Here is a 24490-nt window from a genome sequence, read left to right as displayed (position 1 = left end):
AGCAATGAATCAGATCGTAACCATGGGAGGTTGAAATGGCCTGGAGCAAATTGAAACAACAGTTAGAGAATTTTCTCAGTCCTGCACTATATGGAAAGGTCGAATACCTTTCAACTAGCTATCGCTATTTACCAGATAAAGCAGGACTTTGTTATCTTGCAGTAGATAAGAAGAAAGTACTTAATATGAGTGACAATGCCATCCGATGGTATCAGACTGAGTTGGAAATTAAGAATGATTCAGATATTCAAATTCCTATCCATAATGAGGATATTGAAGCAGTCAGAAAAGATACTAAAGGAGCTGTGCCTGAGGATCGTTTGAAAATCATTGTACGAAATAGAAAAATATCGGAAATTGCCAAAGAGCTTATGTTTGCACAATCATCTTTGAGTAAATCAAACTTTACCGTTACAGCTACCAAATTTCTCTCCACTTCCATAGAGGAAAGCATAGAGAGCAATGATATATTATTGAATATCCTAGCTTTAATTGATAAACGAGTTGGTAAAAAACGAATCTTAAACATGAGTGAGACGATCAAGGTGAAGCATCCCATCGTGCAATATTTTTATGAGCTGCGACTTCGTACGTTTGTCAAATAATAGATTCACAAGTCTTTCAAGGTGAACTATCTTGTTTCCTAGTTCGTTTCTTTCTATACATGGCCTCATCTGCGTTTTTCAATAATACAGCGACATCCGTAGCATCCCTAGGGTATAAACTGAATCCAGCACTGAATGAAATTGGGATTTCAATCCCCTTATACTCAAAAGGGCGTTGGAGTAGGAGGGACAAGCGGGCGTCTACTATACGTTCTAGTTCACTATTATCACCCATAGAGGAAATGATCCAAACGAATTCATCTCCGCCGATCCGTCCTATCCGGTCAACAGGTTGGGAGCAGTCCTTCAAAATTTGTGCGAAATGCTTGAGATAAAGATCTCCAATCGAATGTCCGTAGCGATCGTTAATCGGTTTGAAATTATCCAGGTCGATTAAGATGAGGGCAAAGCATTCTTGACGCGCTATCTTTTCTTGCAATTGCTCTTGAAGAGCCGGACGATTATATAAATCCGTAAGTGAATCATGGTGTGCTAAATACTTATAATTCTGCTCAGATTTCAATAATTTACGTTCGGCAATCTTTAGAGAAGTAACATCAGTAAGGTGCATCACCAATAGTTTCTCATCGGTTTCCTCAATGAGTTCAAGGCCTATTATCAAATCCAATTCCAACTCATCATTGTTCGGATTCTTTAATCGAGCTTCCCATTGATATTTATTCTCATGCTGAATCAGAGCAAGCCTCTCACCGATGTGAAGATTATCTTCAAACTGGAAATAATTCATAATGTCACGCGGTGGGATACCGTCAAGCCATTGTTTCGCTTTTGGATTCATTTCTATAATCGCTCCGTGATAATCCAGCAGCAGGATGGCTGTCGGGGCGGATTTGAACAAAATGTGAAAGAGCTTCCGGTAGTCGGGCATAATGTCATACTTACCAATCAAATGACGGAGTACGATAGCCCATAATAAATAGCCTATGAAAAATAGGATCATTGCATTTCGTGTCGTTATAAACTGTAGTTGTAAAAGCAATGTAACGAAGACAAACCATGCAAACAGTGAGAATAGACTGAGAAGCAGAGACAGTAGAACCTGTCGATGTTTTGTTTTACTTGCCCGATACCAAGAAAGGGCAAGAATGACAACCGAGAGCAGAATATACCCTGCAACAAAGCAAACGGTAAGAAGCAAAAATAGGGGATCCAGAGGACTTCTTCCATCCGTCACTGCAGCATTGTATAATACCCGATGATCTTTGGTAACTAAAAACACCATCCATAATACATAAGGTGCCGCATATATGAACGGCAACAATCGCTTGAACGATGAAGTTGTAGGGCTTCCCATGAGTATACTGAGATGGACTAAGCAGCATATAACCAAGAGAAGCATGGGGCTATTTCCATATAGTACGATCTGCATTTGATATTGGGGCAACAACGACGTCTTGATGTACTCCCCTAGGAAATAAAACTGGAATGCAAACATAAGTAGAGCAGCGATTCGGTTAATCATGCTTCTCATATTTCGATAAATGAGGGTTATTGCCATGTAAAAAAAGAAGAACGAAGGGAGTAAGATTGTTAAGAAATCCATAAAAAGTTCATTCATATATGTTTTACCTTATCGTAATTGGTGTAGTTGCGATGATGTGTGACCACATAGTAGCATCCTCTCTCACAGTAGCATGAACTTAGCCTTCATTCAATTATTGCTCGTATTGCCTTAGCAAATCTAGCAATCCCCAATGCAATCTCTTGCGGCTTAGCCCGTGAGAATGTGAATCGCACGTATCCCGAATCGGATCCATACACACTCCCAGGAACCATAACAACGCCATTCTTAATGGATTCTTCCAACAAGATAGAGTCTGGAATGTTCGGAATTAATTTGCACCAAAAGTGTATGCCACCGACTGGCACTACATACTCGACTAGACCCGAAAGTTCCTTCTCTAAGGACTCAATGAGCAAATCCCTTTTAAATTGAAGCTGGATGCGCAATCGTTCCAAATGTGGACGGAAATAAGATGATTGTAGAAATTGCCCCGCTACCTGCTGTGGAATGATACTTAAACCAAAATCCATCTGTTGTCTAGCATCGGTAAGCCGTTCCACAATGGAACGAGGCGCTACCATCCATCCGATCCGTAAGCCAGAAGCTGCGATCTTAGAGAAGGAGCCAATATAAAGAATCGAACCCATCGTATCCATGGATTTGAGTGGTGTAAGAGGGAGGCCATCATAAGAAGTTAAGCTGTAAGGATCATCTTCCACAACCGGAAGTCCTAATTCACTGATAATTTCAAGAAGACGTTTGCGCCTTTCATTACTTAGTACCGATCCAGTAGGATTCTGGTAATTTGGATTCAAGAACACCATCTTAATCCGATGTTTTTTGTATAATGCCCGAATATCTTCTGGCTCTATGCCATGATTGTCGACCGGTAGGCGGAATAAACGAAGCCCAGCTGATTGAAACATGGGCAGCGAGTAGCAGTAGGAAGGATCTTCAATTGCTACGGCATCACCAGGAGATAGCAGACATTGTGTGATTAGATATAACGATTGCTGGGAGCCAGATGTAATAAGAATGGATGATTCCGAAGCTTGTATGCCTCGATAATGATGCAAATAATCTACTAAAGCCTCTCTTAAAAGCATTGAACCCTGTGGGTTATCGTAGCCCAAATAGGACGTGTATGCGTTTGTACTCATCAGTTCGGCAATCTCATCCGTAGGAGCTAGATCAGCGGATAATTCTCCACTTGCAAAATCGATTAATGTTGGATGTTGCGCTAATGCCTCGCGGATCCTCCGCAAAAAGGGCAGGTTCGGAAGGAAGCTGCCGCCTTCAGCAAACCGACTCCAGTTCGGCGTATGTTTCGGAGTGGCGCCCCATTTGGACGTACTTACACGAGTTCCGCTTCCTGTACGGCTTTCAATAATCCCAGTGGATCGAAGTTCTGCGAACGCAGATATGACAGTACTTCGGTTCACATCAAACTGCTCAGCAAGCTTCCGTTCCGAGGGCAACAAGCTCCCAGGCGGATATTCCCCGTAAGAAATTCGTTGCTCAAGATAGTCAGAAATTTGCTGGTAAAGAGCTATTTTGCTATTTCTATCAGGTTTCCACATCTCAAAATCCCCTTGCGTATTCGGATCAAACCAAATAATTATATATTACCACTTAACCACGATAAATAGTCGAGTTTTCTCATATAATCCACTCGTTTGCTGTGGAAATTGGATGGCACAAAAACTGACTAATTGGTTGGTTACATCTATCGCGTTCAATTTTATGATAGTTACATGAATTACTTAAAGGGATATAACGCTAGAAAGGAGATGGGCCCATGGCAGCTTTGATATCATTTATTATGCTTTGTGCTGCGTTAGTAGCAAGTCCATTGCTCATCGCTATAGGAGGCGGTATTGTCGTCCGTCAAGATGATCGTGACATTGAAATGAAAAAGTCCAATACACATTAAAAGGAGTAGATCTTCATGAACAATTCACATCGAAATGAATACGAGCAAAAATTGGATGGACTTCTTCCATTAACTATTATATTCTTTTTGTCCATTTTTTCAGGTTTTTTTTACTTCTTAATCAACGAATTTATATTGAAATAAAATGGAAATGTTAAAAAACAACCACTTTGCGGTATTGAACCGCCAAAGTGGTTGTTTTTTATTTCATTATTCGTTAACAAATTTAACTATATACACAATCAAGGCTAAGAGGGCCAAAGGGAAGATAATGACATAATAAAGAGAAAGATTGGTAAATATGCTTTTAGTTTGACGATCATATCCCGGATTACCTTCTTTATTTTTATTGGAGAGACCAATCGCGAAAGTTGCTACTCCCCCGCATATTAATATCACAGTAAATACTACATAGTAGACGTACAACGGCATATTGTTCACCCCCATTTCGTTTGACAGTCCCATAGTATCAGTTCCTTATTGTGCTGTAACCATCCAATATGAAAGAAATTGATCGATCCAATTTCGTTGATAGTCGCTGTTTCAAACCAACCCTTTTAGCTTTAATAGGAAGTAGGTTATAAGAAAAGGAGTGTTGGGAATGACCAGTATACATACACGATTCGTCTCTGTATCCAACAAAAGTCTTGGCAGGGAAGCCTCAATGAACGAACAGCTTGAAGTCCGCGGGACTGAAGAAGAGATTGACATGCTACGTCACATGCTTGAACAATTAAAGCGAGATGATGAATTGACCCAATTCAGAGCTCCAATTCCGTATAAATCCGCCGATCACGATAAAGCAACCGATCAATTTAACGATGATCTGCTTAAACTCTATCAACTCATCTATCATTTAGGAACTGAGAAAACGAAGGCTCATATTGATGATATGAACATCCTTAATAAACTGCAAAATACCGATTATGAAGATCCCGGTTATGAGCGTTAATCTGTTCTATTGAAATTCACAAGTCCGTGTAAATCGCGGGCTTTTTTTAATGTCAAGAATGGAATAGAGATTGGGCAGAGCAAACCTTAGTAGGATAGATCATTAAAATTCAAATCATACACATGGTTTGGAGTCATAAGTATAATATTTGCACTAGTTCGAAATAAGGGATGTGCTATTTTGAAAATAGAGGCATTGCCGAAATCTAGAACAGAAGGGAAGACTCATGGAAAATGTAAGTGAGAATTTGGAATCTTCATCGGAAGAGAAGTCGCAGATGCTGGATCAGCACCTTAATGTGGGTCATGCATGGCCACCCGAGTTGGAGATGAACGCTAATCTTCCATTTCGTCCGACACACGCGCTGGTTACGACACAGAATCCACCCGACTTTAGTTGGCCTTTTGTCCCTGAGGCTGACTTTTACTTGCTAGAACTCTCGCAGGAGGCCAACTTGGAACATGGTGTGCGCGAGACGGTGGAGACAACGAATAACTTCGTTAACTTTCCCTTCACATTGAAAACGGGGACTTGGTATTGGCGGGTTAGGTACCATAACCGAACAGGGGGATGGTCGACTTGGAGCTCTGTTAGAAAGTTTCGGATCACGGAGTCAAGTGTTCCATTCCCTGTGCCACCGATAAACGAGATGCTGGCGCGCATGGAAATCAGTCATCCACGCGTGTGGACGAAGCCCAGCGAACTTGCTGCCTTCCGTGCACGTCGTCAGCATGGTATTGCAAAGTTGATATTTGAAAAGACGCATGCTTCGGTACTTGCAACACTTGATCAACCCTTGCCTGAGGACCCTAGCTTCCCTTATATGGACGGGACTGTATCTACTGGGTCTCCTGCCTACGTCAAAGCGCTGCAAGACCTTCGCAAATATACCGATTCAGCGCTCGATCGTCTAGTGGCTGCCGCATTCGTTTATCTCCATACGGGCGACCGCAATATTGGAGCGTATGCGAAAGAGCTAATGATGAAATTCAGCTCTTGGGACTGTGACGGGGCAACAAAGTTCGAAATTAATGATCAAGTTCACCGCGCCATCGCCTACCGTTCGGCCATTGCCTACGATTGGGTTTACGATTTGCTGTCAGCTGCAGAACGGAAGGCTGTTCAAGATATGGTTCATACACGTGTCTCTAAGTTAATCGACTATTATTTAGTTCGTCAACCGATCTATCAGTTTCCGTACGACTCACATGGTTGGACCATAATGGGCTATATAGGATTGATCGGCACGATTATGTTACATGATATCCCAGATGCTGAGGACTGGTTTCGCCACTCCGTTCCCGCGTTCATTAATCTGTTGCCACCATGGGGAGGAGAAGATGGCTCCTGGTCGCAGGGAACCGGTTACTGGCAGTGGTCGTCCGGATCCAACAAGGAATTAATGGATGTTATACTTAGTGCAGGCGTTATAAATCTATATGACAAAGCGTTTTCACGGAACGAGGGTCTGTATCCTCTCTACATGTTCCCGCATGGAAGCCCGTCCGGGGTGTTCGGCAATGATAGCCATTATAAACCGGATTTGCCAAGCATCAGTCTATTGATCCGTTTGGCTCATATATATGGCGATCCACGTTTGAAGTGGGCATCCGAGGCGATTGGAGCAGAGCCCTCACTTAGCTTGCATGACTATATCTACAGTGATAATCAACTAGGTCAATTGCCACTCTGCGATCTGCCCAAATCCAAATGGTTCCCGACGACTGGACTTGTTGCTATGCATGATGACCTAACTGATCCTGAGAGAATCTCCCTCTATTTCCGTTCGAGTCCGTACGGCAGCTACAGCCACAGTCTAGCGGATCAAAATAGCTTCATCCTGCATGCCTATGGCGAGGCACTTGCGATCAAAAGCGGGTTCTACGATTATTACAACAGTGTTCATCACAAAGGTTTTACCAAAAGGACGATTTCTGCGAATGCAATCACCATGGATGGAGGGCAGGGGCAGCCGATGAACGATTTCGACGCGAAGGGTCGAATCGTCGGATTTGCATCCCATCCCGCCTTCGACGCCACAACAGGTGATGCCGTCAAGGCCTATGGTGGAGTACTCGCTCGTGCGCTAAGGCACATCATTTATGTGAAGCCTTCCGTCTTCGTTGTTATCGACGACCTAGCAACATCCCAACCAACCGGAGCCTCCTTCGAATGGAATCTTCATGCGGATGAGCATCTGACACTCGATTCCGACGGTGGCGCAACGATAGAAAAGGGGAATGCTGGGTTGAAAGTCCGCCTTCTCGGCCGGGAGTCTAGCCATTACACAGCTTCGATTGAAACAAAGTTCCATAGTCCGGATGGGGTTGAGGTACCTCCTGTAGCTGGCTTCTCAAGTATGACACAGGTGCATGCAAAGTTCGCAACGCCGAAGACGAACGCTGCTATCCTAGTTGCGACCCTTACACCCTATAGGTTGGGCAATTCACCTGAAGAGATTTCCTCAGAAGAATATAAGGACTTTATCAGGTTGTCATTCACAGATGGAGTGATGCTATTCATACGGACGGCATCCGAGGGACTGGTTGATACGGGGGTTTTCGGATTCCGGTTCGCTGGCGCGGCACTGGCGGTTCGGGGTGACTCGGTCTTACTCGTACACGGCACGAAGGCCGAACGAGAAGGGATAATCATCGTCCAGAGCAATTTGCCCTCTACGATTGCAAGCGGAGATGGACGTCTTTCGGTGTCTGTCGAAGGAGACGCAGACCTGACCATCCTTGCATCCAATCTGATTCACCTGCGTGATGAGGGTACAGGTAACGAACTTCTAGAAGGAGGGGAGATCATAACACGTCTAAATACCCAAGGTGTGCATTGGACCGCGGCATCAGATCGACTACATCTGAAGTTGGAAAAGGGCTATCGTGCATTTAGATTGGACAATTCCCCTATGCCGGGAGCGCTCCAGCCAGTGATTCTGCCTACAGAGATTGATGGTGTTATTGGCCAAATAGTGCTGGAGGCATGGCGAGACGTTGACGGTCAACGTATTGCTTGGGGAAATGTAGAGATTGAACCTGGTAATTATGAAGTATTGGACGCACCTAATGGCTTGACATTCACGCGTCACGGGCGGATCCGAGTGGGGCCACTCAGCCGACGGGAGCCAATTGTACTCAAGGGAGAGCTTGCTATTCTTCGGCTCAGACGAAATATTACTGAAACAGATACGAATAGGTAAGCAGATCGCATCGAAAGGAGGGAATTCGAGTACCTCCAAATTGTCACAGCTTACTTAATGATTCAATGCCTCTTTCAAGGGAAAGAAGCATTTTTTGTTATTTTGAAATAAAAATCGGTATTATGAAAAAATCCGAAAAATATCTTGACCGATGACATAGATGATGTTAATTTAAAATTATTAATTGATATATCGAATATATTTTTGTTATAACAAAAAAAGCGAAGATGTGACTCACTTCAGTGGAGGGATTCCATGATACTGGACATTACGGGACCTATTCAGAGCGGGATGTGGACATACGGCGATCCGCTTCCTTCCGTGGACATCGAACAAGTGGCCACGCTCGAGGGTAATGGTTGGAATGGTCATCGTTTGCAGCTGCACACTTTGGCCGGAACTTACATCGAGTCAGCTGATCACTTACTGCCAGGGAGGAAGTCGATCGGTGAGTTGCCGGTCGAGAATTTCGTCCGCCGTGCTTGGATTGCGCAACTCTCAGATAAGAGGGAGCTGGAACCAATTACGGTGTCAGAGCTTGCCGCAGCTTGTGAGGGGTATGACCACCGACCAGGGGATGCGCTCTTGATCGCGACCGGTTGGGATAAACGATGGCAGGAGCCTGAGTTCGTCACACATTGCCCCTTCTTAATGGAGGAAACGATGAAATGGGTGATCGAACAAGATTTCGGGCTATTAGGGCTGGATGTTCCTTGTATGCAGGATCCCCGGGCAGACAACGGGTCGTTGGGGCGACAGTTTTTCCAGCAAGAGAGGCTGCTGCTCGCGCCATTAGTCGGCCTGCGGCAGGCGGCATCGGGTCCGTGGACGTTGGTGGCGCTGCCGCTGTCCATCCCTGGTGTCTGCGGCGCGCCTTGCCGGGCGATCCTCATGCCAATCGCCGAAGGAGTTGAGCGGGCTCTATGAACATGCAGGCAACGACAGAAGAACTTGCGCTAAGGAAGGCGGTCTTGCTCGAAGCGATGGCCGAGTACGGATGGGATATCATTTGTCTCGCTGACCGGGCAAATCGGGATTATCTTATCGATATGATTGAACCGGTTGGTCATCCAACCTATCTGCTGCTGGACCTGTCGGGCGAGTATATACTGATCGCCGGTGAAGGTGACGGGGGAACGAGCTGGCAGCGGGAAGACGTGACTGTCAGACGCTATCCGGTCTATGATGCCGAGCGATGGACGTTTCCCGCTAACAATGCAGCGAAGTTTCTACTCGAAGCAATTCAGTCATCTCGTGCCACACAGATGGGTACAGACTTGTTGCCGGTCAGCTCTGGCCGTGGAAGCCTCATCTCCTTGCTCGGCGAGAGTCTTAAACTATACGATGCGAGACCGATTGTAAACCGGATGCGCCAGATTAAGCGACCGTATGAAATCGAACGAATCCGGGAAGCCGGCAGGCTGCACGACGCGATGTATCGCGCTGTTCGTCGGCAAATCTTCGAAATGAAGGATGAATTTGAACTTTTTCACCTCATGAGTCTCGAAGCTTGGCGGTTTGCGGGACGTCCGATCTCTCTAGACGGACAATACGACCTGTTATCAGGGCCTCGTACCATGCTAATGGGAGGAAAGCCAGTAAACCGGAAACTGTGTGCAGGCGACCTTGTTCTAGTGGATTTATTTCCAAGGATTGGAGGCTATTATGCCGATACCTGCCGCACCTTCTCCTCATCAGCCGCCGGGCCGACTCCGCTGCAGGAGAAACTATTCGACCGTGTAGATCGGGCACTTCGAATCGCGGAAAGTGGGCTGAAGCCTGGTGTTCGGGTGAAGGAGCTGTTTGCAGAAGTAAACGCGGAGCTCGCCAAAATCGGCGGTGAATACTCGCTTCCGCATCATCTTGGACATGGCATTGGGCTGCGTGACCAAGAGGGGCCATTTTTGGTGCGAGAGAGTGAAGATATTCTTAAGGAAGGCATGGTCGTATGTGTAGAACCAGGCATTTATCTAGAGGGAGCTGGGGTGCGAATAGAAAATATGTACGTTGTTCGCGCCGATGGACCCGAGAATCTTACTCCGTTTGATGAAGGTTGGTAAATAAAAAAAGTTGGAGGGACTTATAATGACATTATCAGGCAACATTCCTGTAATCCCAACGCCATTTCTACATGGTGAAATTGAATACGCCGGCTTGGATCGACTAATGGAACGGACAATTGACCAGCTCGAAGGCTACGTTGTCTGCGGCAGCACAGGTGAAGCACCAGCTTTATCGATGCACGAGCGGATCGACATTGTCAACTATATGGCCCCGAAGATGCCAGCGGGCAAAGAGCTCGTCATCGGTCTTGGTCACACGAATTTGCAGGAAGCGATTCGCATTGGTTGTGCAGCTAAAGAAAGCGGCGTACGCGCTGCGCTTGTGCCCAGTCCGTATTATTTTCCAAATTCGCCTGCCATGGTTACCGATTATGTAGGGCAACTAGCAGAAGGCACGCAGCTTGACATCGTCTTCTACGACAATCCCGTTACGACGAAGACGCACTTTACCGCAGATCAGCTGCTCCAAATGGCGAGCGACATTCCCCAAATCAAAGCGATTAAAATGACGGATCACCACTTTGAGAAAATTCGTCAACTTAAATCTCGTTCGAGCTTAACCGTATTCGGCGGCGACGACATCATCTGCTTCCGTTCCTTCGAAGCGGGGGTGGACGGCAGTATGATCATTGCACCGATCATTTATCCAGAAGAGTTCCGCGCTTGTTGGCAAGCGTTCCAGGCTGGAAGACGCGAAGAGAGCTATCGCCTCTTCTCGGAAGTAATCCTACCATTCATTCATATGTTCGGGCCTGGAGATGAAATTCCAACGACGAAAGCGCTGTTCCACAAGTTGGGCATCTTCTCTAGCAATGAGACAAGGTCGCCACTGCTCCCTGTTACGGAGCACCGCCTACTGGAGGTCATGCTCGGCTATAAAGCGTGTATCGGACACAAGGCTGATTAGAGGGGATGGGAAACGATGAAAGCATTAGTATATGAAGGGCCGCGAGAGATGCACCTCCGGGAGTTGGCAGCTCCTGAACCCCTGGAGGACGAGGTGTTGATCCGAGTCGCTTACTCTGGAATATGCGGCTCTGAGCTGAGCGGATTCTTAGGGCATAATGCGCTCCGCAAACCACCGATGGTGTTCGGTCACGAGTTTTCGGGTACGATCGCAGCGATGGGTAGGCGAGTAGATCGTAACGGGCTGCATGTCGGCGCCCACGTGACAGCGAACCCGCTCGTAACTTGCGGAGAGTGCCGCTATTGTTTGAGTGGTAGGCAACAGTTGTGTCCGACAAGGCGGTTACTCAGTGCTGCACTTCCCGGAAGCAACGCTGAGCTTGTCAAAATCCCGGCACGCTTCGTGTACCCCTTGCCAAACGGGATGCCGCTAAGGCGCGGTGCGCTCGTCGAACCGGTAGCTTGCGGTGTGCGGGTGGCAGAGTTGGCCGCACCAAAGCCTGGCGAACGAGCGGTTGTAGCTGGCATGGGACCGATTGGATTATTTGCGTTGCAGGCGCTGAAGCTGTATGGCGTCACTGATCTCTACGCGATCGATCTGAGCCCAGAGCGGCTAGAAATCGCTGAGTCGCTAGGCGCGATTCCCATCATGCCAAGCGGCACCGCCGATATGGCGGCTGAAGTGCGACGACTCACTAACGGGGGAGCTGACCTTTCCGTAGATGCAGTCGGAGCAAGCGTTACGCGCCGGCAATGCATCGATTTTACCGCCCCAGGCGGTCGGGTTATCGTAACGGGACTCCACGAACCAGAATCGTCCCTGCAAGTCAATGCGATGATCCGCAGCGAAATCTCGCTGCTCGGTTCGTTTGCTTACTCGGCCATAACTTTCGAGAAGGCGCTTGCATACCTCGCCAATGGTTCATTCGTGCTCGACGAGTGGGTAGAGGAAGCTCCCCTGGAGACTGGCTCAGCTTGGTTCGACCGCCTCATCGCGAAACCCGGTAAAACTGCTAAGGTGCTGCTTGTGCCTTAAACCGAGCATGGATCCGCCGGAATGCGTTCATTCCGGCTTTTTCATTTGGGCAAGACTGGAAGAAATAGACTTGTCTCCGGGAAGAAGGCAGGTTATTATATTGAAATAGGAAGTCTGAGAGGGTGTAATTTGGGTTTAAAAGTCAGACAATTCGGAATAATCTTTACATTTGTCAAAGAAAATAGGTTCCCTCGAAACATGACGAAAAGGGAGGTGACTTCGGTTGAATGGACTGCGAAAGTCGAATCGAAGTAAAAGTATCTTGATTACGATACTGATCTCGTATATCGCTATCCTCCTCTTTCCCGTTACGGCCGGCGTATATCTATATCATCGGGTAGAGCGCATCATGGTAGATAATGCGAATCGAACGAATCTTGGCCTGCTCGAGCAGATCACGCTCGTCGCAGAGGACCGTTTTAAAGAGGTCGATAGCATGGCCGTGCAGCTCGCTTTTAATCCGAAGCTTCAGTGGTCCCTCAGCAACCTAGAAACCGATTATACGAAGAACGAGTTCGATTTAGCCGACATTATGAAAGATTTCCGCAATGTTAATAAGGCCAGCAGTTTCATCTATGATTTTATGGTCTACTTCAAAAATTCGGATATGATCCTCACCTCATCCGGAAAAGCCGATTCCTCCTTCTATTTTGATAAAATCCTCAATTTTAACGAAAAAGGCACTGGTTGGGTAAGGAATACCCTCTTAACTGGCGCTCATTATAAAACGTACTTACCGGTTACTTCCATCAAGGAAGGCGAGCGGATCACCAACGTCTTGACGTACGTCCAATCCCTCCCTATTGGAGAATCCGTGAATGTAAAGGGAAATCTGGTCATTCTCATCAATGAAGCCGAGTTCGATCGACTGATTAAACAGATTGAAAAGGTAAACCAAAGCTCGATCTACATTCTAGACGAACATGGGCAGGTCATTATGACGACTGCAAAGAAACCCATATTGGAAAACGGGTTGTTTGCGCAGCTGGGGAATGACTCTGGGTACCAAACCTTTCAAGAGAACAATCATTCGATGATGCTTTCTTATACGACAGGGCAGAACGGTTGGAAGTTCGTCTCGGTCGTCCCGATGCATGTAGTATTGAAACAGGTTGACAAGGTAAAAGAAATTGCACTGCTGCTGCTTCTACTGATCGTCGTTGCTGGAATCATGGCGTCTTATATCATGGCCTACCGTAATTATTCCCCGATTCGTGATGTCGTCCAAACCATTATGAAGGAGAATACTGCTCGTAGACAGGATTCGGGTGAGAATGAGCTCGAGTATATTAAACATTCCTTTGTTCGCACGTTTAGCGAGAACAAGGAGCTGGGCCAAACCTTAAAGCGGCATGCGCCTGTCATCCAGGCCAATTTCCTGTCCCGACTGATTAAGGGACATATTGACGAATCGTCGTTAAGCGACGACTCCCTTACTTTCATGGACGTTCAATTTGAATACGACTATTTCGGTGTAATCGTACTCGATATCGAGGATTGCCGCGACTACATTAAGGACAATACAGAGCAGGAATGGGCTCACGTGCGATTTATACTGTCCAATATTAGCAACGAGCTTTTGGGCAGCAGAGGTTTCATCGTTGAGATGGATCGAAGCCGTATGGCCATCCTACTCAACGTTAGCACAAATACTGGACCGATGAAGCAGGAGGTAGCGGCGTTCATCGATCATCTGCAGAAAACCTCGGTCCAGCGGTTTCATTTGAAAATATCAATCGCCATTAGTCAGTTCCACAAGGGGATTGAGGTAATTGGCCGATGCTATCGCGAGGCATTGATCGCACTCGATTATCGAATGATTAAAGGTTCTAATGCAGTCATCTATCATGAAGAAATAGTGGGCTTTGAGCCTCGCTTTTACCATTATCAGATGGAGGACGAAGTTCAGCTGATGAACTTTGCCAAGAGTGGCGATTACACGAGCGCGGAACGTCTGCTCAATCAGATTTATATTGCAAATTTTCAATCCAACGTCTTGACACCGGAGATGGGGAAATTCCTTTTGATCGATCTGCTTAGCACCGTTGTAAAGGTGTTGAACGGCATGCAATTCACCGACAAGTCGCAGTTCGAGAGCTCATTCGATCCTGCGAAAGTTTTAGTTGAATGTACGACCGCCGAGGAAGCCATTCAGCGAACCAAAGACCTTTATCAGACGATTTGCGCGTTTACCCGAGAGGAAAAAACGGATCATGGAAGCCGGTTATATAGTCGTATATGCCAATACATTGATGAGCATTATTCAGAAAACGGCTTAAGCCTAGCTTCCATGGCCGATCACTTCCAAATCAGCCTTCAATATTTGTCGACATTCTTCAAGCGGCACAGCGGAGAGAACATTACTGACTATATCGCCACCGTACGGATTCGGCAGGCGAAAAACATGTTATCCGATCCGAATATCACCATTGCGGAAATTGCAATCAAGGTCGGCTATGCCAACGCGGTTGGCTTCGTCAAATTTTTTAAGAAGGTAGAAGGTGTGCCGCCAGGCAAGTATCGCGAAATGCTGAGTCGATAACGAGGAAGAGAGGAGATGAGGGTATGTTCCGATTTCGAGGGAAGAGGTTGGCTTCGTTACTGCAATCAGTTTTGTTGGCTTGCGCAATGCTCAGCCTTGCCGTCGCCTGTGAAGATACCGCTGAGCCGCCGGCTGGGCAATCCCCCTTTAAAGAGTCGAGTCCATATCCATCTTCTCTTACCTACTGGGTGCCGATGGATTCGGATGCAGCGGTTACACTTAAAAACTATAGTGAAATGGGACTATATAAGCAGTTGACGAAGATCACGGGAACTCAGGTCACCTTCCTGCATCCCCCGGCAGGGGCACCGCAGGCGCAAGATCAGTTCCATTTGATGATGGCATCCGGTGAGCTGCCCGATGTTATCTATACGGATTGGTCAAAGAATAGCCCGGATAAAGCGATTCAAGACGGAAAGATTCTACGATTAAACGAGCTGATTGAACAGTATGCACCGAACTTATCCAGACTTCTGGACGAGAAGCCTTATCTTCGAAAAGAATTGACGAGCGACGAAGGGAATATTTACATGTTTCCCTCCATTGGAGACGATCCTCAGGTATTTGCATACCATGGGCTAATGCTTCGCAAGGATTGGCTAGATAAACTGCATTTGAAGACCCCTGTTACGATCAATGATTGGGAGCAGGTGTTAACGGCTTTTCGTGACGGGGATCCAAACGGGAACGGTCGGAAAGACGAAATTCCCTTTTTCTATCGTCAGACGGATATGGAAACGAGCTATCCTTTCATTGGAGCATTCGGCATTACAACTGGTTTCTATCAGGATGGCGGCGTGGTCAAGTACGGTCCAGCTCAGCCTGCTTTCAAGACATTTCTAACCCTGATGAACAAATGGTATGCAGAGGGGCTAATTGATCGCAATTATTTGACCTCCGATATCAAAATTCGAGATGGGCGAATGCTGGATAACCAGCTCGGCGCGGTAGCCGGTTGGGCTGGTAGCGGACTCGGTGCGTATATGCAGGCCGTGAAGGAGAAATTGCCCGATTTTAACCTGATCGGTGTCCCATTCCCTGTACTCAATGAAAGGGGAACAGCCGTCTCACTGGCAAGACCGCTCATTATTGGACTCGGTGCAGCCATCTCAGCCAAAGCGAACCATCCGGAACGTATTGCGGCTTGGCTCAATTATGGCTATGGAAAAGAAGGGGCGATCTTGTACAATTTTGGCGTGGAAGGTCAAAGCTACACCATGGCAAATGGCAAGCCTCAGTATACGGACCTCATTCTTCATAATCCCATGGGATTGACTGTTTCTCAGGCTCTATCGAATTATTCACTACAATCTGCCAGTGGTCCGTTCGCTACGGATTCCGATGCAGACAGACAATGGCATGCCGAGCCTGAGCAGTCGGACGCGATGACCAAATGGACGCAAGCTGATCATTCAAAAGCGCTGCCGAATGGGCTTCTGAATGCTGGGGAGCAGGAGCAATTTGCATCCATCATGGCCGACCTTCTAACCTATAAAGATGAGATGGTTAATAAATTCATTATGGGTGCGGAACCGTTGTCAGGGTTCGACGATTATGTACATAAGTTAAGTAAACTCGGGTTGTACGAAGTAGTTAGAATTAATCAGACGGCATACGACCGATATTCCAAGAAGTGAGGAAGAAGACGCTCTCAGGCGTCTTTTTTGTTTTTCGTGGAAGTAAAGGGGATAACAGATGTTTAATATGGACTATTTGGAGGGAAACGCCAACGTTATATAGTCATAGAGATGGCTGGATCTTGATCAGGCCACGAACCTAATTAATGAGGAGTCGATGAACATATGGAAACGATTGAGCTTCTACTGGGAATAGCGAAGGTGGATATTACACCACAGAGCCCGATGCCGCTGGCCGGGTTTGGTCATCGGCACGGCGATTTCGAAGGCATTGCTCATCCGTTATATATGAGGGCATGGTTTTTTGAACAAACGGAAGCTTCTGGAATGACATATAACGCACTGCTCGTACAGGCGGATATTCTTGCGTGGAGCACGGAACGAACGGAAATGGCCCAGCGGTTGTTATCCGAACAGTACGGCTTGGAACCTGCGGCAATTATCCTGCATGCGACCCATACACACTGCGGTCCGAGAACGATCGACATTCTCGATCCTATGAACACTGGCTATGTGGAGACTTTGGAGCATAGCCTCTTCGAAGTGGTCGAAGAGGCCTACCGCAAACGTGAGCCCGTCGCCATCGAGCGGGGATCGAGTGAATGCCGGCTTGGCATTAACCGCCGGAAGTCGGTAAACGGTGTAATAACCATGGCTCCGAACGAAGCAGGGCCACTGGATCCGGAGGTCAGCGTGATTCGATTCAGGAGCCGACAAACGAATGAAACAATTGGCGTGTTGTTCCATTACGCCTGTCACCCTACCACGACCGATCATAATCTCATTAGCTCGGAATTTCCAGGGGTTTCCATGGAGCTCTTGGAGCAGGCCATAGGGGGCGGAGCGATTGCCTCTTTCCTGCAGGGGTGCTGTGGTGACATCCGTCCCGCCTTAATCAAGGAGGATGCCTTCTACCGTGGGGGCGATGAGGATGTACAACGGCTCGGTACGCAACTATCCGATGTCGTGCTGCAGGTACTGGGACAACCGATGCAGCAGTTGTCTCCCGGGCGAATCCATGCGGAAGCCGTAGAAGTGCTGCTTCCTTTCGAGTCAGTGCCCGATGTTTCGCAGTTGCAGCAGTCGGCAGGGGAGCCAGGCATGGCTGGGGCATGGGGCCAGCGAATGCTCCAGGAGACCAAACGACTCACATCGCATATTCCGCTTAAGCTGAATCAAGTTACGATCACGGATGATCTCGTTTTCTTGGCAATGAACGGAGAAATAATGGTCGAGTATGGTCTGTACATCAAGAATCTGCAACCAGGTGTCGTGCTTCCTCTTGCTTACAGCAACGGCATGGTGGGCTATATTCCGACGGATCGGCAGCTGGACGAAGGAGGATATGAGCCAAAAGAGTCCATTTTATACTTTCTCTTGCCAGCACCGTTTGCCCAAGGAATCGAAAAACCCTTATGTGACGCGGCTTCTCGGCTTCTCAAACGCACGATGCTTAATTTGGATAACCCATGCATAATTTAGGCTATTTGCTCATGACCATGGTCTTTATATAGTGAAATCGAGCAGAACAGCTCACGATATTCAGAATCTAAGGGAGGTTCACGGTATGAAGTTTAAGCGAAAGAAACAGATTGCTGCAGTACTTTCGGTATCCGTGTTGGGGGGATTGGTGGTTGCGTGCAGCAACGATAACAAACCTGTAGAGGGCACTGCGAGTCCTACGAACGAAAGCGCTAAACCAACAGCAGCTCAGACGACCACGGGTCCGAAGTATCCAGCTTCATTCTCGTATTGGGTCACTATGGATACGGATGCTGCTGTTTCGATTAAAAATTACAGCGAGATGGGCATCTATAAACAATTAGAGAAGATTACTGGTTCGAAGGTAGAGTTTCAGCATCCACCTGCTGGTGAGCAACAAGTTAGGGATCAATTCAATTTGATGATGGCGACTGGCAAGCTGCCCGATGTTATGGGGTACGCATGGAAGGCGAATTCCCCGGACAAAGCAATCAAGGACGGCAAGATCCTTCGTCTGAATGAGATTATTGACAAATATGCCCCCAATCTATCGAAAATGCTCAAGGATAAGCCCGACTTGAAGCGCCAGCTGACGAGCGATGACGGCAATATTTACGCATTCCCTTTCGTAGGTGAAGATAACCCAGTATTTACATTTCATGGTTTGTTCCTACGTAAGGATTGGCTCGATAAGCTCAAGTTGCAGCCGCCAGCGACAGTCGACGAATGGGAGAAAGTACTAACGGCTTTCCGTGACGGGGACCCGAACGGCAACGGCAAAAAGGATGAAATCCCTTATTTCTACCGCCAGACCGATTATGAAACGAGTTATCCGTTCCTCGGTGCATTCGGCCTCAACGCAGCGTTCTATCAGGAGAACGGCGTGGTTAAATACGGTCCATACCAGCCGAAGTTCAAAGATTATTTGACGCTGATGAATCGCTGGTACAGTCAGGGCTTGATTGACAAGGATTATTTAACCTCTGACGTTAAGCTTAGAGACAGCAAGACATTGAATGATATAATCGGCTCTCAAGCCGGCTGGGGTGGAAGTGGATTAGGCGGCTATTTGCAGCTCAAGCGGCAGCAGGATCCGAACACGAGCTTCAAATTGGTCGGTGTTCCGGTTCCGTCGCTTAATAAGGGCGAGCTGGCCGTATCTGCAGGCGCACCGACGGCCCAATGGAGTGGCATCGGTGTAGCCATCACCACTTCGGCCAAAAATCCGGAACAGATTGCAGCATGGCTCGATTATGGCTACAGCAAGGAAGGTAAAACACTGTACAACTTCGGTGTTGAAGGTCAAAGTTATACACTGGATAACGGAAAACCGAAATACACGGAGACAATTACAAAAAATCCGAACAAACTTTCGATCACGCAAGCGCTCGGCATCTATACGATTGTCGCTTCCAGCGGTCCGTTCCAAGCGGATGAGGACGCTGATCTGCAGTGGCATCCCGATCCGGATACGCAAGATGCCATGAGATCATGGACGAAGGCGGATCATACGAAATACATACCATCCAACCTTAATTCGGATGAGCAGGCCAGAATTGCGTCCATAATGACGGATTTGCGGACTTACCAGTACGAAATGATCAATAAGTTTATTATGGGCCAAGAACCGCTTTCCAAATTTGACGAGTTCATCGCCACGCTCAAAAAGCTGGGGATCGAAGACGCTACGAAAATTTATCAAACACAGTATGAAAGATACATGAAGAAATCGTAAGCAACATGCAGATGAAGGAGGCGGAGGGGCGTTACGTGATTTGGACCTCCCTTCCTCCTTCGTACTAGGAGGAATTGTCTATGCAGCTTGGATCGAAGGCGGTGACGACGCTCCCGAAAGTAGACCGAACCCAATACAGCTATCGGTTGAAGCGGGATTTGAAAGTGAATCGTTATCTGTATCTCATGGTATTGCCGGTAATCGTCTATTACTTATTGTTCCATTACGTACCGATGTATGGCATTCAAATCGCGTTTAAGAATTACTCGCCTGGCACGGGCATCTGGCACAGTGATTGGGTGGGCTTTAAATATTTTAACGAGTTTTTCCATAGTTTTTATTTCGGAAGGCTAATTCGGAATACGCTGATCCTCAGCTTCTATGAACTTATTTTTCAATTCACAGCCCCAATTGTGCTAGCGTTTCTGCTGAACGAGCTGCGCAGCGCCCTGTTTAAACGAATCGTACAAACGATCGCTTACCTCCCGTATTTTATCTCCATCGTCGTTGTAGTTGGCTTTATTGTCGACTTCCTAGCGAGGGACGGATTGCTTACTAATTTACTGAATTCCCTGTTCGGCATGGAGAAGGTGGCTTATCTAGTTAAGCCTGAATGGTTTCGAACAATTTTCGTCAGCTCTGGCATCTGGCAGAACGTCGGATGGGGCACCATCATCTATTTGGCAGCAATGGCAAACATCGACCCTTCGCTTTACGAAGCGGCGAAAGTCGATGGGGCCAGCCGGCTGAAGATGAGCTGCCATATCACGTTGCCGGGTATTATGCCGACAATTATTATCCTATTAATTTTGCAAATCGGCAGTTTGATGTCGGTGAATACCGATAAGATCCTGCTCCTGTATAATACAGCCACCTATGAATCGGCAGATGTGATCGGCACCTATGTCTACCGAAAAGGTATATTGGAAGCCAACTTCAGCTATAGCGCCGCAATCGGATTATTTAACTCTGTTATTAACTTTGTACTCCTCGTGATGGCCAATATGCTAAGTAAACGCGCAACAGAAACGAAACTTTGGTAGAAGGGAGGAAACGCGATGATTAGGCGGTCCACGGGAGAACGAATTTTCGATATTGGCAATGTCCTTTTTATGCTGCTGCTCGTGTTTGTCACCTTATATCCGTTCTGGTACGTGTTCATCTCCTCGATCAGCAACCCAGCATGGGTGGCGCGTACACGTGGTTTGATCTGGCTGCCGCACGGTTTCAACCTGAGTTCGTATAAGGCGGTTTTTCAAAATCCGATCATTCAATCAGGTTACTTGAACACGCTGTTCATCGTGATCGTGGGTACGACCCTCAACATCCTTATGACCTCGTTAGGAGCCTATGTTCTTTCTAGACAGAATGTCATGCTTAAAAACGGCATTATGTTTATGATCGTGTTTACGATGTTTTTTGGCGGTGGGTTAATTCCGAATTACATCCTTGTGACCAGCCTCGGCATGCTTGACACCTTGTGGGCGCTCATCATCCCGGTGGCTATAGGCTCCTTTAATTTGATTATCATGCGAACCGCTTTTCAAGCGCTGCCCGTTAGTCTCGAGGAATCAGCACGCATGGACGGAGCGAATGATTTCATCATTTTATTCCGGATCGTACTTCCGCTGTCGCTGCCCGTCGTAGCCGTTATGATCTTGTTTTACGGCGTCGCCCATTGGAATTCCTGGTTCGGTGCGCTCATCTATCTGCGGGACCGTACGCATTATCCGTTGCAACTAATCTTAAGGGAAATTCTTATCAGTAACAGTACAGACAACATGACGGCAGATTCCAGCGGAGATAAGATGCAGGTCGCGCTAACCATTAAATATGCGACGATTATCGTAGCCACGGGTCCGATACTCATTCTGTATCCTTATTTGCAAAAGTTTTTTGTGAAAGGCGTTATGATAGGCGCCATAAAGGAATGATGAGGAGAGTGAATTCATGTTTGGCCGAAAAATAATAGCAGGAGGCATAGGTCTTGCCATCATTTATAGTCTAGCCTTTGCGGGAGTGCCGAAGACGTTAGCAGCTACTACGGATTATTATGTTTCAACAACAGGCAGTGACGCCAATCCTGGTACACAAGCGCAGCCCTTTTTGACGATTCTCAAAGCGTCCCAAGTTGCCACGCCAGGCACCACCGTACATGTCGCGCCGGGAACGTACACGGGTGGCTATCAGACGAAAGCGAGTGGGACAGCTTCTGCCCGAATTCGGTATGTGTCCGATACATTGTGGGGGGCGCGACTTGTTCCGCCTGCCGTGAACGCCAGTGGCTATGTTTGGGATAATCAGGGCAGTTACGTGGATATCGACGGTTTTGAGGTGGATGGAAACGGCAGCGACACACGCAATGGCTTATATAATGAAGGTTCTTATGTAGCAATCAAAAACAATCACGTTCACGATATTGCGACGAACATCGCTTGTACGGGCAGCGGGGGAGCAGCCATTAACACCGACTATTATCGCTATGGCGTGGAAACGGAAATCAGTGGGAACATCGTCCATAACATCGGCTATGCCGGCTGCAGTTACATACAAGGCATCTATGTCAGCACGTCGGGTACGGTGAAAAATAATCTCGTCTACCAAAACGGTGGAGCTGCCATTCACCTGTGGCATGACGCTAATCATGTCACGATTGCGAACAACACTATTTTCTCTTCATGGTTCGGTATGGTCATCGGCGGCGGAGACTTCTGGCATACGCAGGGCCCAGCTGAAGAGGTTCATGTATCGAACAACATCGTATTTGACAACAGTTACGGGATCTCTGAGCAAGGGAAAACCGGAACAAACAATACGTACACGAATAATCTTATTTTCCAGAACAGCATTTACGACTTGAGTCTGCAAAACGGCTTAACAGCCTCTGGCACAATTGCAGCCGACCCGCAATTTGTATATTATGATCCGGCTGGCGGAGGCAATTATCACCTGAAATTTACATCGCCGGCACTTGATACGGGAGTGCCGGATGATGCGCCTGCGTTTGATTTGGATCGTACGCTACGGCCTAAGGGGACCGGCTTCGATATTGGGGCTTACGAATACGATCCGAACGGTTTTACGATTCAGTCGGTATCGCGTGCACTTCGAATTGGAGAATCCACACAAATCGTATCATCTTCTAATCTGAGTGGTGCCCAGTATACAAGCGATAACCCAGCTGTAGCAATGGTTAGCGGAAGCGGACTTGTCACGGCAGTCTCCAACGGTGTAGCGAATATTGCAGCTGTCGTCAGCGAAAATGGGACACCGAAGAACAGTGTGGTTCAGATTAAGGTGGCGGAGCGATTGCAGTCCATCACACTGCAAACGGGTGAACCAACGCCAGAAATCGGTCAAACCCAGAAGTATACGGTAACTGGGTTAATGAGTGACGGCAGCGCTGCCGATCTGAACGCCGCATCAATTCGCTACTATATGAAAGGCAACTCCATTGCATCTGTCAGCTCAAGCGGATTGGTTACAGGATTGAATAGTGGTACAGACATTCTCAATGTCGATGTGACGTTGGATGGTGTAACGAAACGGACGAATCTGCCAGTCACCGTCGCTGCGCCAACGATTGCATCCGTTGCCCTTACCTCACCGAGCAGCTCCCTGGTCAAGGATCAGAAGACACAACTGACCGTTTCGGGGACATCAACGAATGGGAAGCCGGCATCACTAAAGACATCTACCGTCGCCTACCAAAGCAATAACACCGCAGTCGCAACCGTCAGCGCTACGGGGCTCGTCACGGCTGTTTCCCCGGGGACAGCTATTATTGCGGTCAACGTGACGCTGAACGGAGCCATGCATTCCGCCTCGTTCACGATTACCGTGCAGCCTGGCTTATCGGTCATATATGGATTCACCAAGCTGCCGATCAGCGTCAAGACCGCTGGCACGATCATCTACAATCCGACATTGCAATTCGAGGCCAATGAAGCAGGACACTCGATCACATTCGGTGTAGATGTGCCGGAAACGCATTTGTACCAGCTTCGTATGACGGCTTTCAAGGCTACCAGCTATGGCAAGTATGCGATAAAGCTGGACGGTCAGCCGCTTTCGGACTATAACTTCTACGGATCGACAGGAAGAGGAACCGTGTTCGAGCCCATCGGGACTATGCAACTGACGAAAGGCGTTCATCAGCTTACTTTCGAGAATATCGGGAAGATCGATGAAGCTACCAATTATAAACTGGGGATCATCGAGCTAGAGCTGCTCGCGTTGCAAGATATTACAACGCCAGTTACGAGCGCAGCGGTACAGGGGGACTCGCATAATGGTTGGTTTACGTCCGACGTGAAAGTGAGCTTGACTGCAGAGGACGGTGATACAGGCATTATCCGAACTGAGTATCGTCTGGACAATGCAGCTGATTGGGCAACGTATAGTGAACCGATCGCAATCTCGGGAGATGGCACTCATACCCTTGCATATCGTTCGATCGATGCAGCTGGGAATTTGGAAGAGTCGAAAGTGCTGCCTATTCATATCGATAGAACGGCGCCTGGCTTAACCATAACTCTGAACAAGTCCACGCTGTGGCCTGCGAACCATAAGATGGTGACCATCCAAGCTCAGCTGAACACGGTCGACACGGCTTCCGGTATTGCTGCAGTTACCTTAACTTCGATCACCAGCAATGAACCGAATGGGGATGGGGACATTATCGCAAATATAGGATCGGCGGATGTTACTTTCCAATTGCGGGCGGAACGCAACGGAAATGGAAACGGACGGATTTATACAATCACATATACCGCCGTCGACCAAGCGGGACATCAAACGTCGGCTTCGACCACCGTATTTATACCTCACGATCGATCATAAGCTCAACAATAGAAAGTTAGGGGGACT

The 24490-nt window shown here is 47.5% G+C and carries 17 protein-coding genes; 15 read left to right on the top strand and 2 right to left on the bottom strand.

Annotated elements, in window-relative coordinates; all coding sequences use genetic code 11:
- The first annotated feature begins 35 nt into the window (after window positions 1–35).
- Window positions 36–605 carry an SF0329 family protein gene (locus tag AC58PV_RS23425; protein WP_497434896.1) on the top strand — a complete coding sequence of 190 codons (570 nt, stop codon included), beginning with the start codon at window positions 36–38 and terminating at the stop codon, window positions 603–605.
- A gap of 16 nt (window positions 606–621) precedes the next feature.
- Here the strand turns inward: AC58PV_RS23425 and AC58PV_RS23420 are convergent, their stop codons facing one another.
- Together AC58PV_RS23420 and pdxR are read right to left on the bottom strand one after the other, a co-directional pair.
- Entirely contained in the window at window positions 622–2088 is a 1467-nt protein-coding gene (locus AC58PV_RS23420) for a diguanylate cyclase domain-containing protein (protein WP_497434894.1), read from the bottom strand.
- A gap of 185 nt (window positions 2089–2273) precedes the next feature.
- The gene (pdxR, locus tag AC58PV_RS23415) at window positions 2274–3710 is read right to left on the bottom strand and encodes a MocR-like pyridoxine biosynthesis transcription factor PdxR (protein ID WP_497434893.1); all 1437 of its coding nucleotides are present in this window, start codon (window positions 3708–3710) and stop codon (window positions 2274–2276) included.
- A 218-nt stretch (window positions 3711–3928) separates the two neighbouring features.
- Here pdxR and AC58PV_RS23410 point away from each other — a divergent pair, with 218 nt between their 5' ends.
- From AC58PV_RS23410 to AC58PV_RS23345, 14 genes are all read left to right on the top strand, one after another.
- Window positions 3929–4063 (top strand): hypothetical protein, encoded by a 135-nt coding sequence (locus tag AC58PV_RS23410; RefSeq protein ID WP_497434892.1) that lies wholly within the window; start codon window positions 3929–3931, stop codon window positions 4061–4063.
- Between the two features lie 601 nt (window positions 4064–4664).
- Window positions 4665–5015: a hypothetical protein gene (locus AC58PV_RS23405; RefSeq protein ID WP_497434890.1), complete on the top strand. Its 351-nt coding sequence runs from the start codon at window positions 4665–4667 to the stop codon at window positions 5013–5015.
- 226 nt (window positions 5016–5241) lie between these two features.
- Window positions 5242–8220: a DUF4962 domain-containing protein gene (locus AC58PV_RS23400; protein WP_497434889.1), complete on the top strand. Its 2979-nt coding sequence runs from the start codon at window positions 5242–5244 to the stop codon at window positions 8218–8220.
- A 255-nt stretch (window positions 8221–8475) separates the two neighbouring features.
- Window positions 8476–9147, top strand: a complete 672-nt coding sequence (locus tag AC58PV_RS23395) for a cyclase family protein (RefSeq protein ID WP_497434888.1) — start codon at window positions 8476–8478, stop codon at window positions 9145–9147.
- Complete coding sequence (locus AC58PV_RS23390; RefSeq protein ID WP_497434887.1) at window positions 9144–10280, top strand: M24 family metallopeptidase; 1137 nt, start codon at window positions 9144–9146, stop codon at window positions 10278–10280. The genes AC58PV_RS23395 and AC58PV_RS23390 overlap by 4 nt, the downstream gene beginning before the upstream one ends.
- Window positions 10281–10305: 25 nt before the next feature.
- On the top strand, window positions 10306–11190 hold the full coding sequence (locus tag AC58PV_RS23385) for a dihydrodipicolinate synthase family protein (protein WP_497434886.1): 885 nt from the start codon (window positions 10306–10308) through the stop codon (window positions 11188–11190).
- Between the two features lie 15 nt (window positions 11191–11205).
- On the top strand, window positions 11206–12225 hold the full coding sequence (locus tag AC58PV_RS23380; RefSeq protein WP_497434884.1) for a zinc-dependent alcohol dehydrogenase: 1020 nt from the start codon (window positions 11206–11208) through the stop codon (window positions 12223–12225).
- 223 nt (window positions 12226–12448) lie between these two features.
- Window positions 12449–14767: a helix-turn-helix domain-containing protein gene (locus AC58PV_RS23375; protein WP_497434883.1), complete on the top strand. Its 2319-nt coding sequence runs from the start codon at window positions 12449–12451 to the stop codon at window positions 14765–14767.
- Window positions 14768–14790: 23 nt separating this feature from the next.
- Complete coding sequence (locus tag AC58PV_RS23370; protein WP_497434881.1) at window positions 14791–16404, top strand: extracellular solute-binding protein; 1614 nt, start codon at window positions 14791–14793, stop codon at window positions 16402–16404.
- A gap of 165 nt (window positions 16405–16569) precedes the next feature.
- Window positions 16570–17886, top strand: a complete 1317-nt coding sequence (locus AC58PV_RS23365) for a neutral/alkaline non-lysosomal ceramidase N-terminal domain-containing protein (RefSeq protein ID WP_497434879.1) — start codon at window positions 16570–16572, stop codon at window positions 17884–17886.
- Window positions 17887–17971: 85 nt separating this feature from the next.
- Complete coding sequence (locus AC58PV_RS23360) at window positions 17972–19621, top strand: type 2 periplasmic-binding domain-containing protein (RefSeq protein ID WP_497434877.1); 1650 nt, start codon at window positions 17972–17974, stop codon at window positions 19619–19621.
- Window positions 19622–19701: 80 nt separating this feature from the next.
- On the top strand, window positions 19702–20664 hold the full coding sequence (locus tag AC58PV_RS23355) for an ABC transporter permease (protein ID WP_497434876.1): 963 nt from the start codon (window positions 19702–19704) through the stop codon (window positions 20662–20664).
- Between the two features lie 15 nt (window positions 20665–20679).
- Window positions 20680–21555 carry a carbohydrate ABC transporter permease gene (locus AC58PV_RS23350; RefSeq protein ID WP_497434875.1) on the top strand — a complete coding sequence of 292 codons (876 nt, stop codon included), beginning with the start codon at window positions 20680–20682 and terminating at the stop codon, window positions 21553–21555.
- Window positions 21556–21571: 16 nt separating this feature from the next.
- Entirely contained in the window at window positions 21572–24463 is a 2892-nt protein-coding gene (locus AC58PV_RS23345; RefSeq protein WP_497434873.1) for an Ig-like domain-containing protein, read from the top strand.
- Window positions 24464–24490 lie beyond the last annotated feature (27 nt).

It is taken from the genome of Paenibacillus sp. J22FR83, assembly GCF_059691955.1.
The sequence above is the reverse complement of the archived record's forward strand: the minus strand, read 5'-3'. Positions and strand labels throughout refer to the sequence as shown.

Excerpts from the sequence above, each read along its gene's own strand:
- AC58PV_RS23425 (WP_497434896.1), top strand. The coding sequence starts at position 36 with ATGGCCTGGAGCAAATTGAAACAACAGTTAGAGAATTTTCTCAGTCCT.
- AC58PV_RS23420 (WP_497434894.1), bottom strand. The coding sequence starts at position 2,088 with ATGATTAACCGAATCGCTGCTCTACTTATGTTTGCATTCCAGTTTTAT.
- pdxR (WP_497434893.1), bottom strand. The coding sequence starts at position 3,710 with ATGTGGAAACCTGATAGAAATAGCAAAATAGCTCTTTACCAGCAAATT.
- AC58PV_RS23410 (WP_497434892.1), top strand. The coding sequence starts at position 3,929 with ATGGCAGCTTTGATATCATTTATTATGCTTTGTGCTGCGTTAGTAGCA.
- AC58PV_RS23405 (WP_497434890.1), top strand. The coding sequence starts at position 4,665 with ATGACCAGTATACATACACGATTCGTCTCTGTATCCAACAAAAGTCTT.
- AC58PV_RS23400 (WP_497434889.1), top strand. The coding sequence starts at position 5,242 with ATGGAAAATGTAAGTGAGAATTTGGAATCTTCATCGGAAGAGAAGTCG.
- AC58PV_RS23395 (WP_497434888.1), top strand. The coding sequence starts at position 8,476 with ATGATACTGGACATTACGGGACCTATTCAGAGCGGGATGTGGACATAC.
- AC58PV_RS23390 (WP_497434887.1), top strand. The coding sequence starts at position 9,144 with ATGAACATGCAGGCAACGACAGAAGAACTTGCGCTAAGGAAGGCGGTC.
- AC58PV_RS23385 (WP_497434886.1), top strand. The coding sequence starts at position 10,306 with ATGACATTATCAGGCAACATTCCTGTAATCCCAACGCCATTTCTACAT.
- AC58PV_RS23380 (WP_497434884.1), top strand. The coding sequence starts at position 11,206 with ATGAAAGCATTAGTATATGAAGGGCCGCGAGAGATGCACCTCCGGGAG.
- AC58PV_RS23370 (WP_497434881.1), top strand. The coding sequence starts at position 14,791 with ATGTTCCGATTTCGAGGGAAGAGGTTGGCTTCGTTACTGCAATCAGTT.
- AC58PV_RS23365 (WP_497434879.1), top strand. The coding sequence starts at position 16,570 with ATGGAAACGATTGAGCTTCTACTGGGAATAGCGAAGGTGGATATTACA.
- AC58PV_RS23360 (WP_497434877.1), top strand. The coding sequence starts at position 17,972 with ATGAAGTTTAAGCGAAAGAAACAGATTGCTGCAGTACTTTCGGTATCC.
- AC58PV_RS23355 (WP_497434876.1), top strand. The coding sequence starts at position 19,702 with ATGCAGCTTGGATCGAAGGCGGTGACGACGCTCCCGAAAGTAGACCGA.
- AC58PV_RS23350 (WP_497434875.1), top strand. The coding sequence starts at position 20,680 with ATGATTAGGCGGTCCACGGGAGAACGAATTTTCGATATTGGCAATGTC.
- AC58PV_RS23345 (WP_497434873.1), top strand. The coding sequence starts at position 21,572 with ATGTTTGGCCGAAAAATAATAGCAGGAGGCATAGGTCTTGCCATCATT.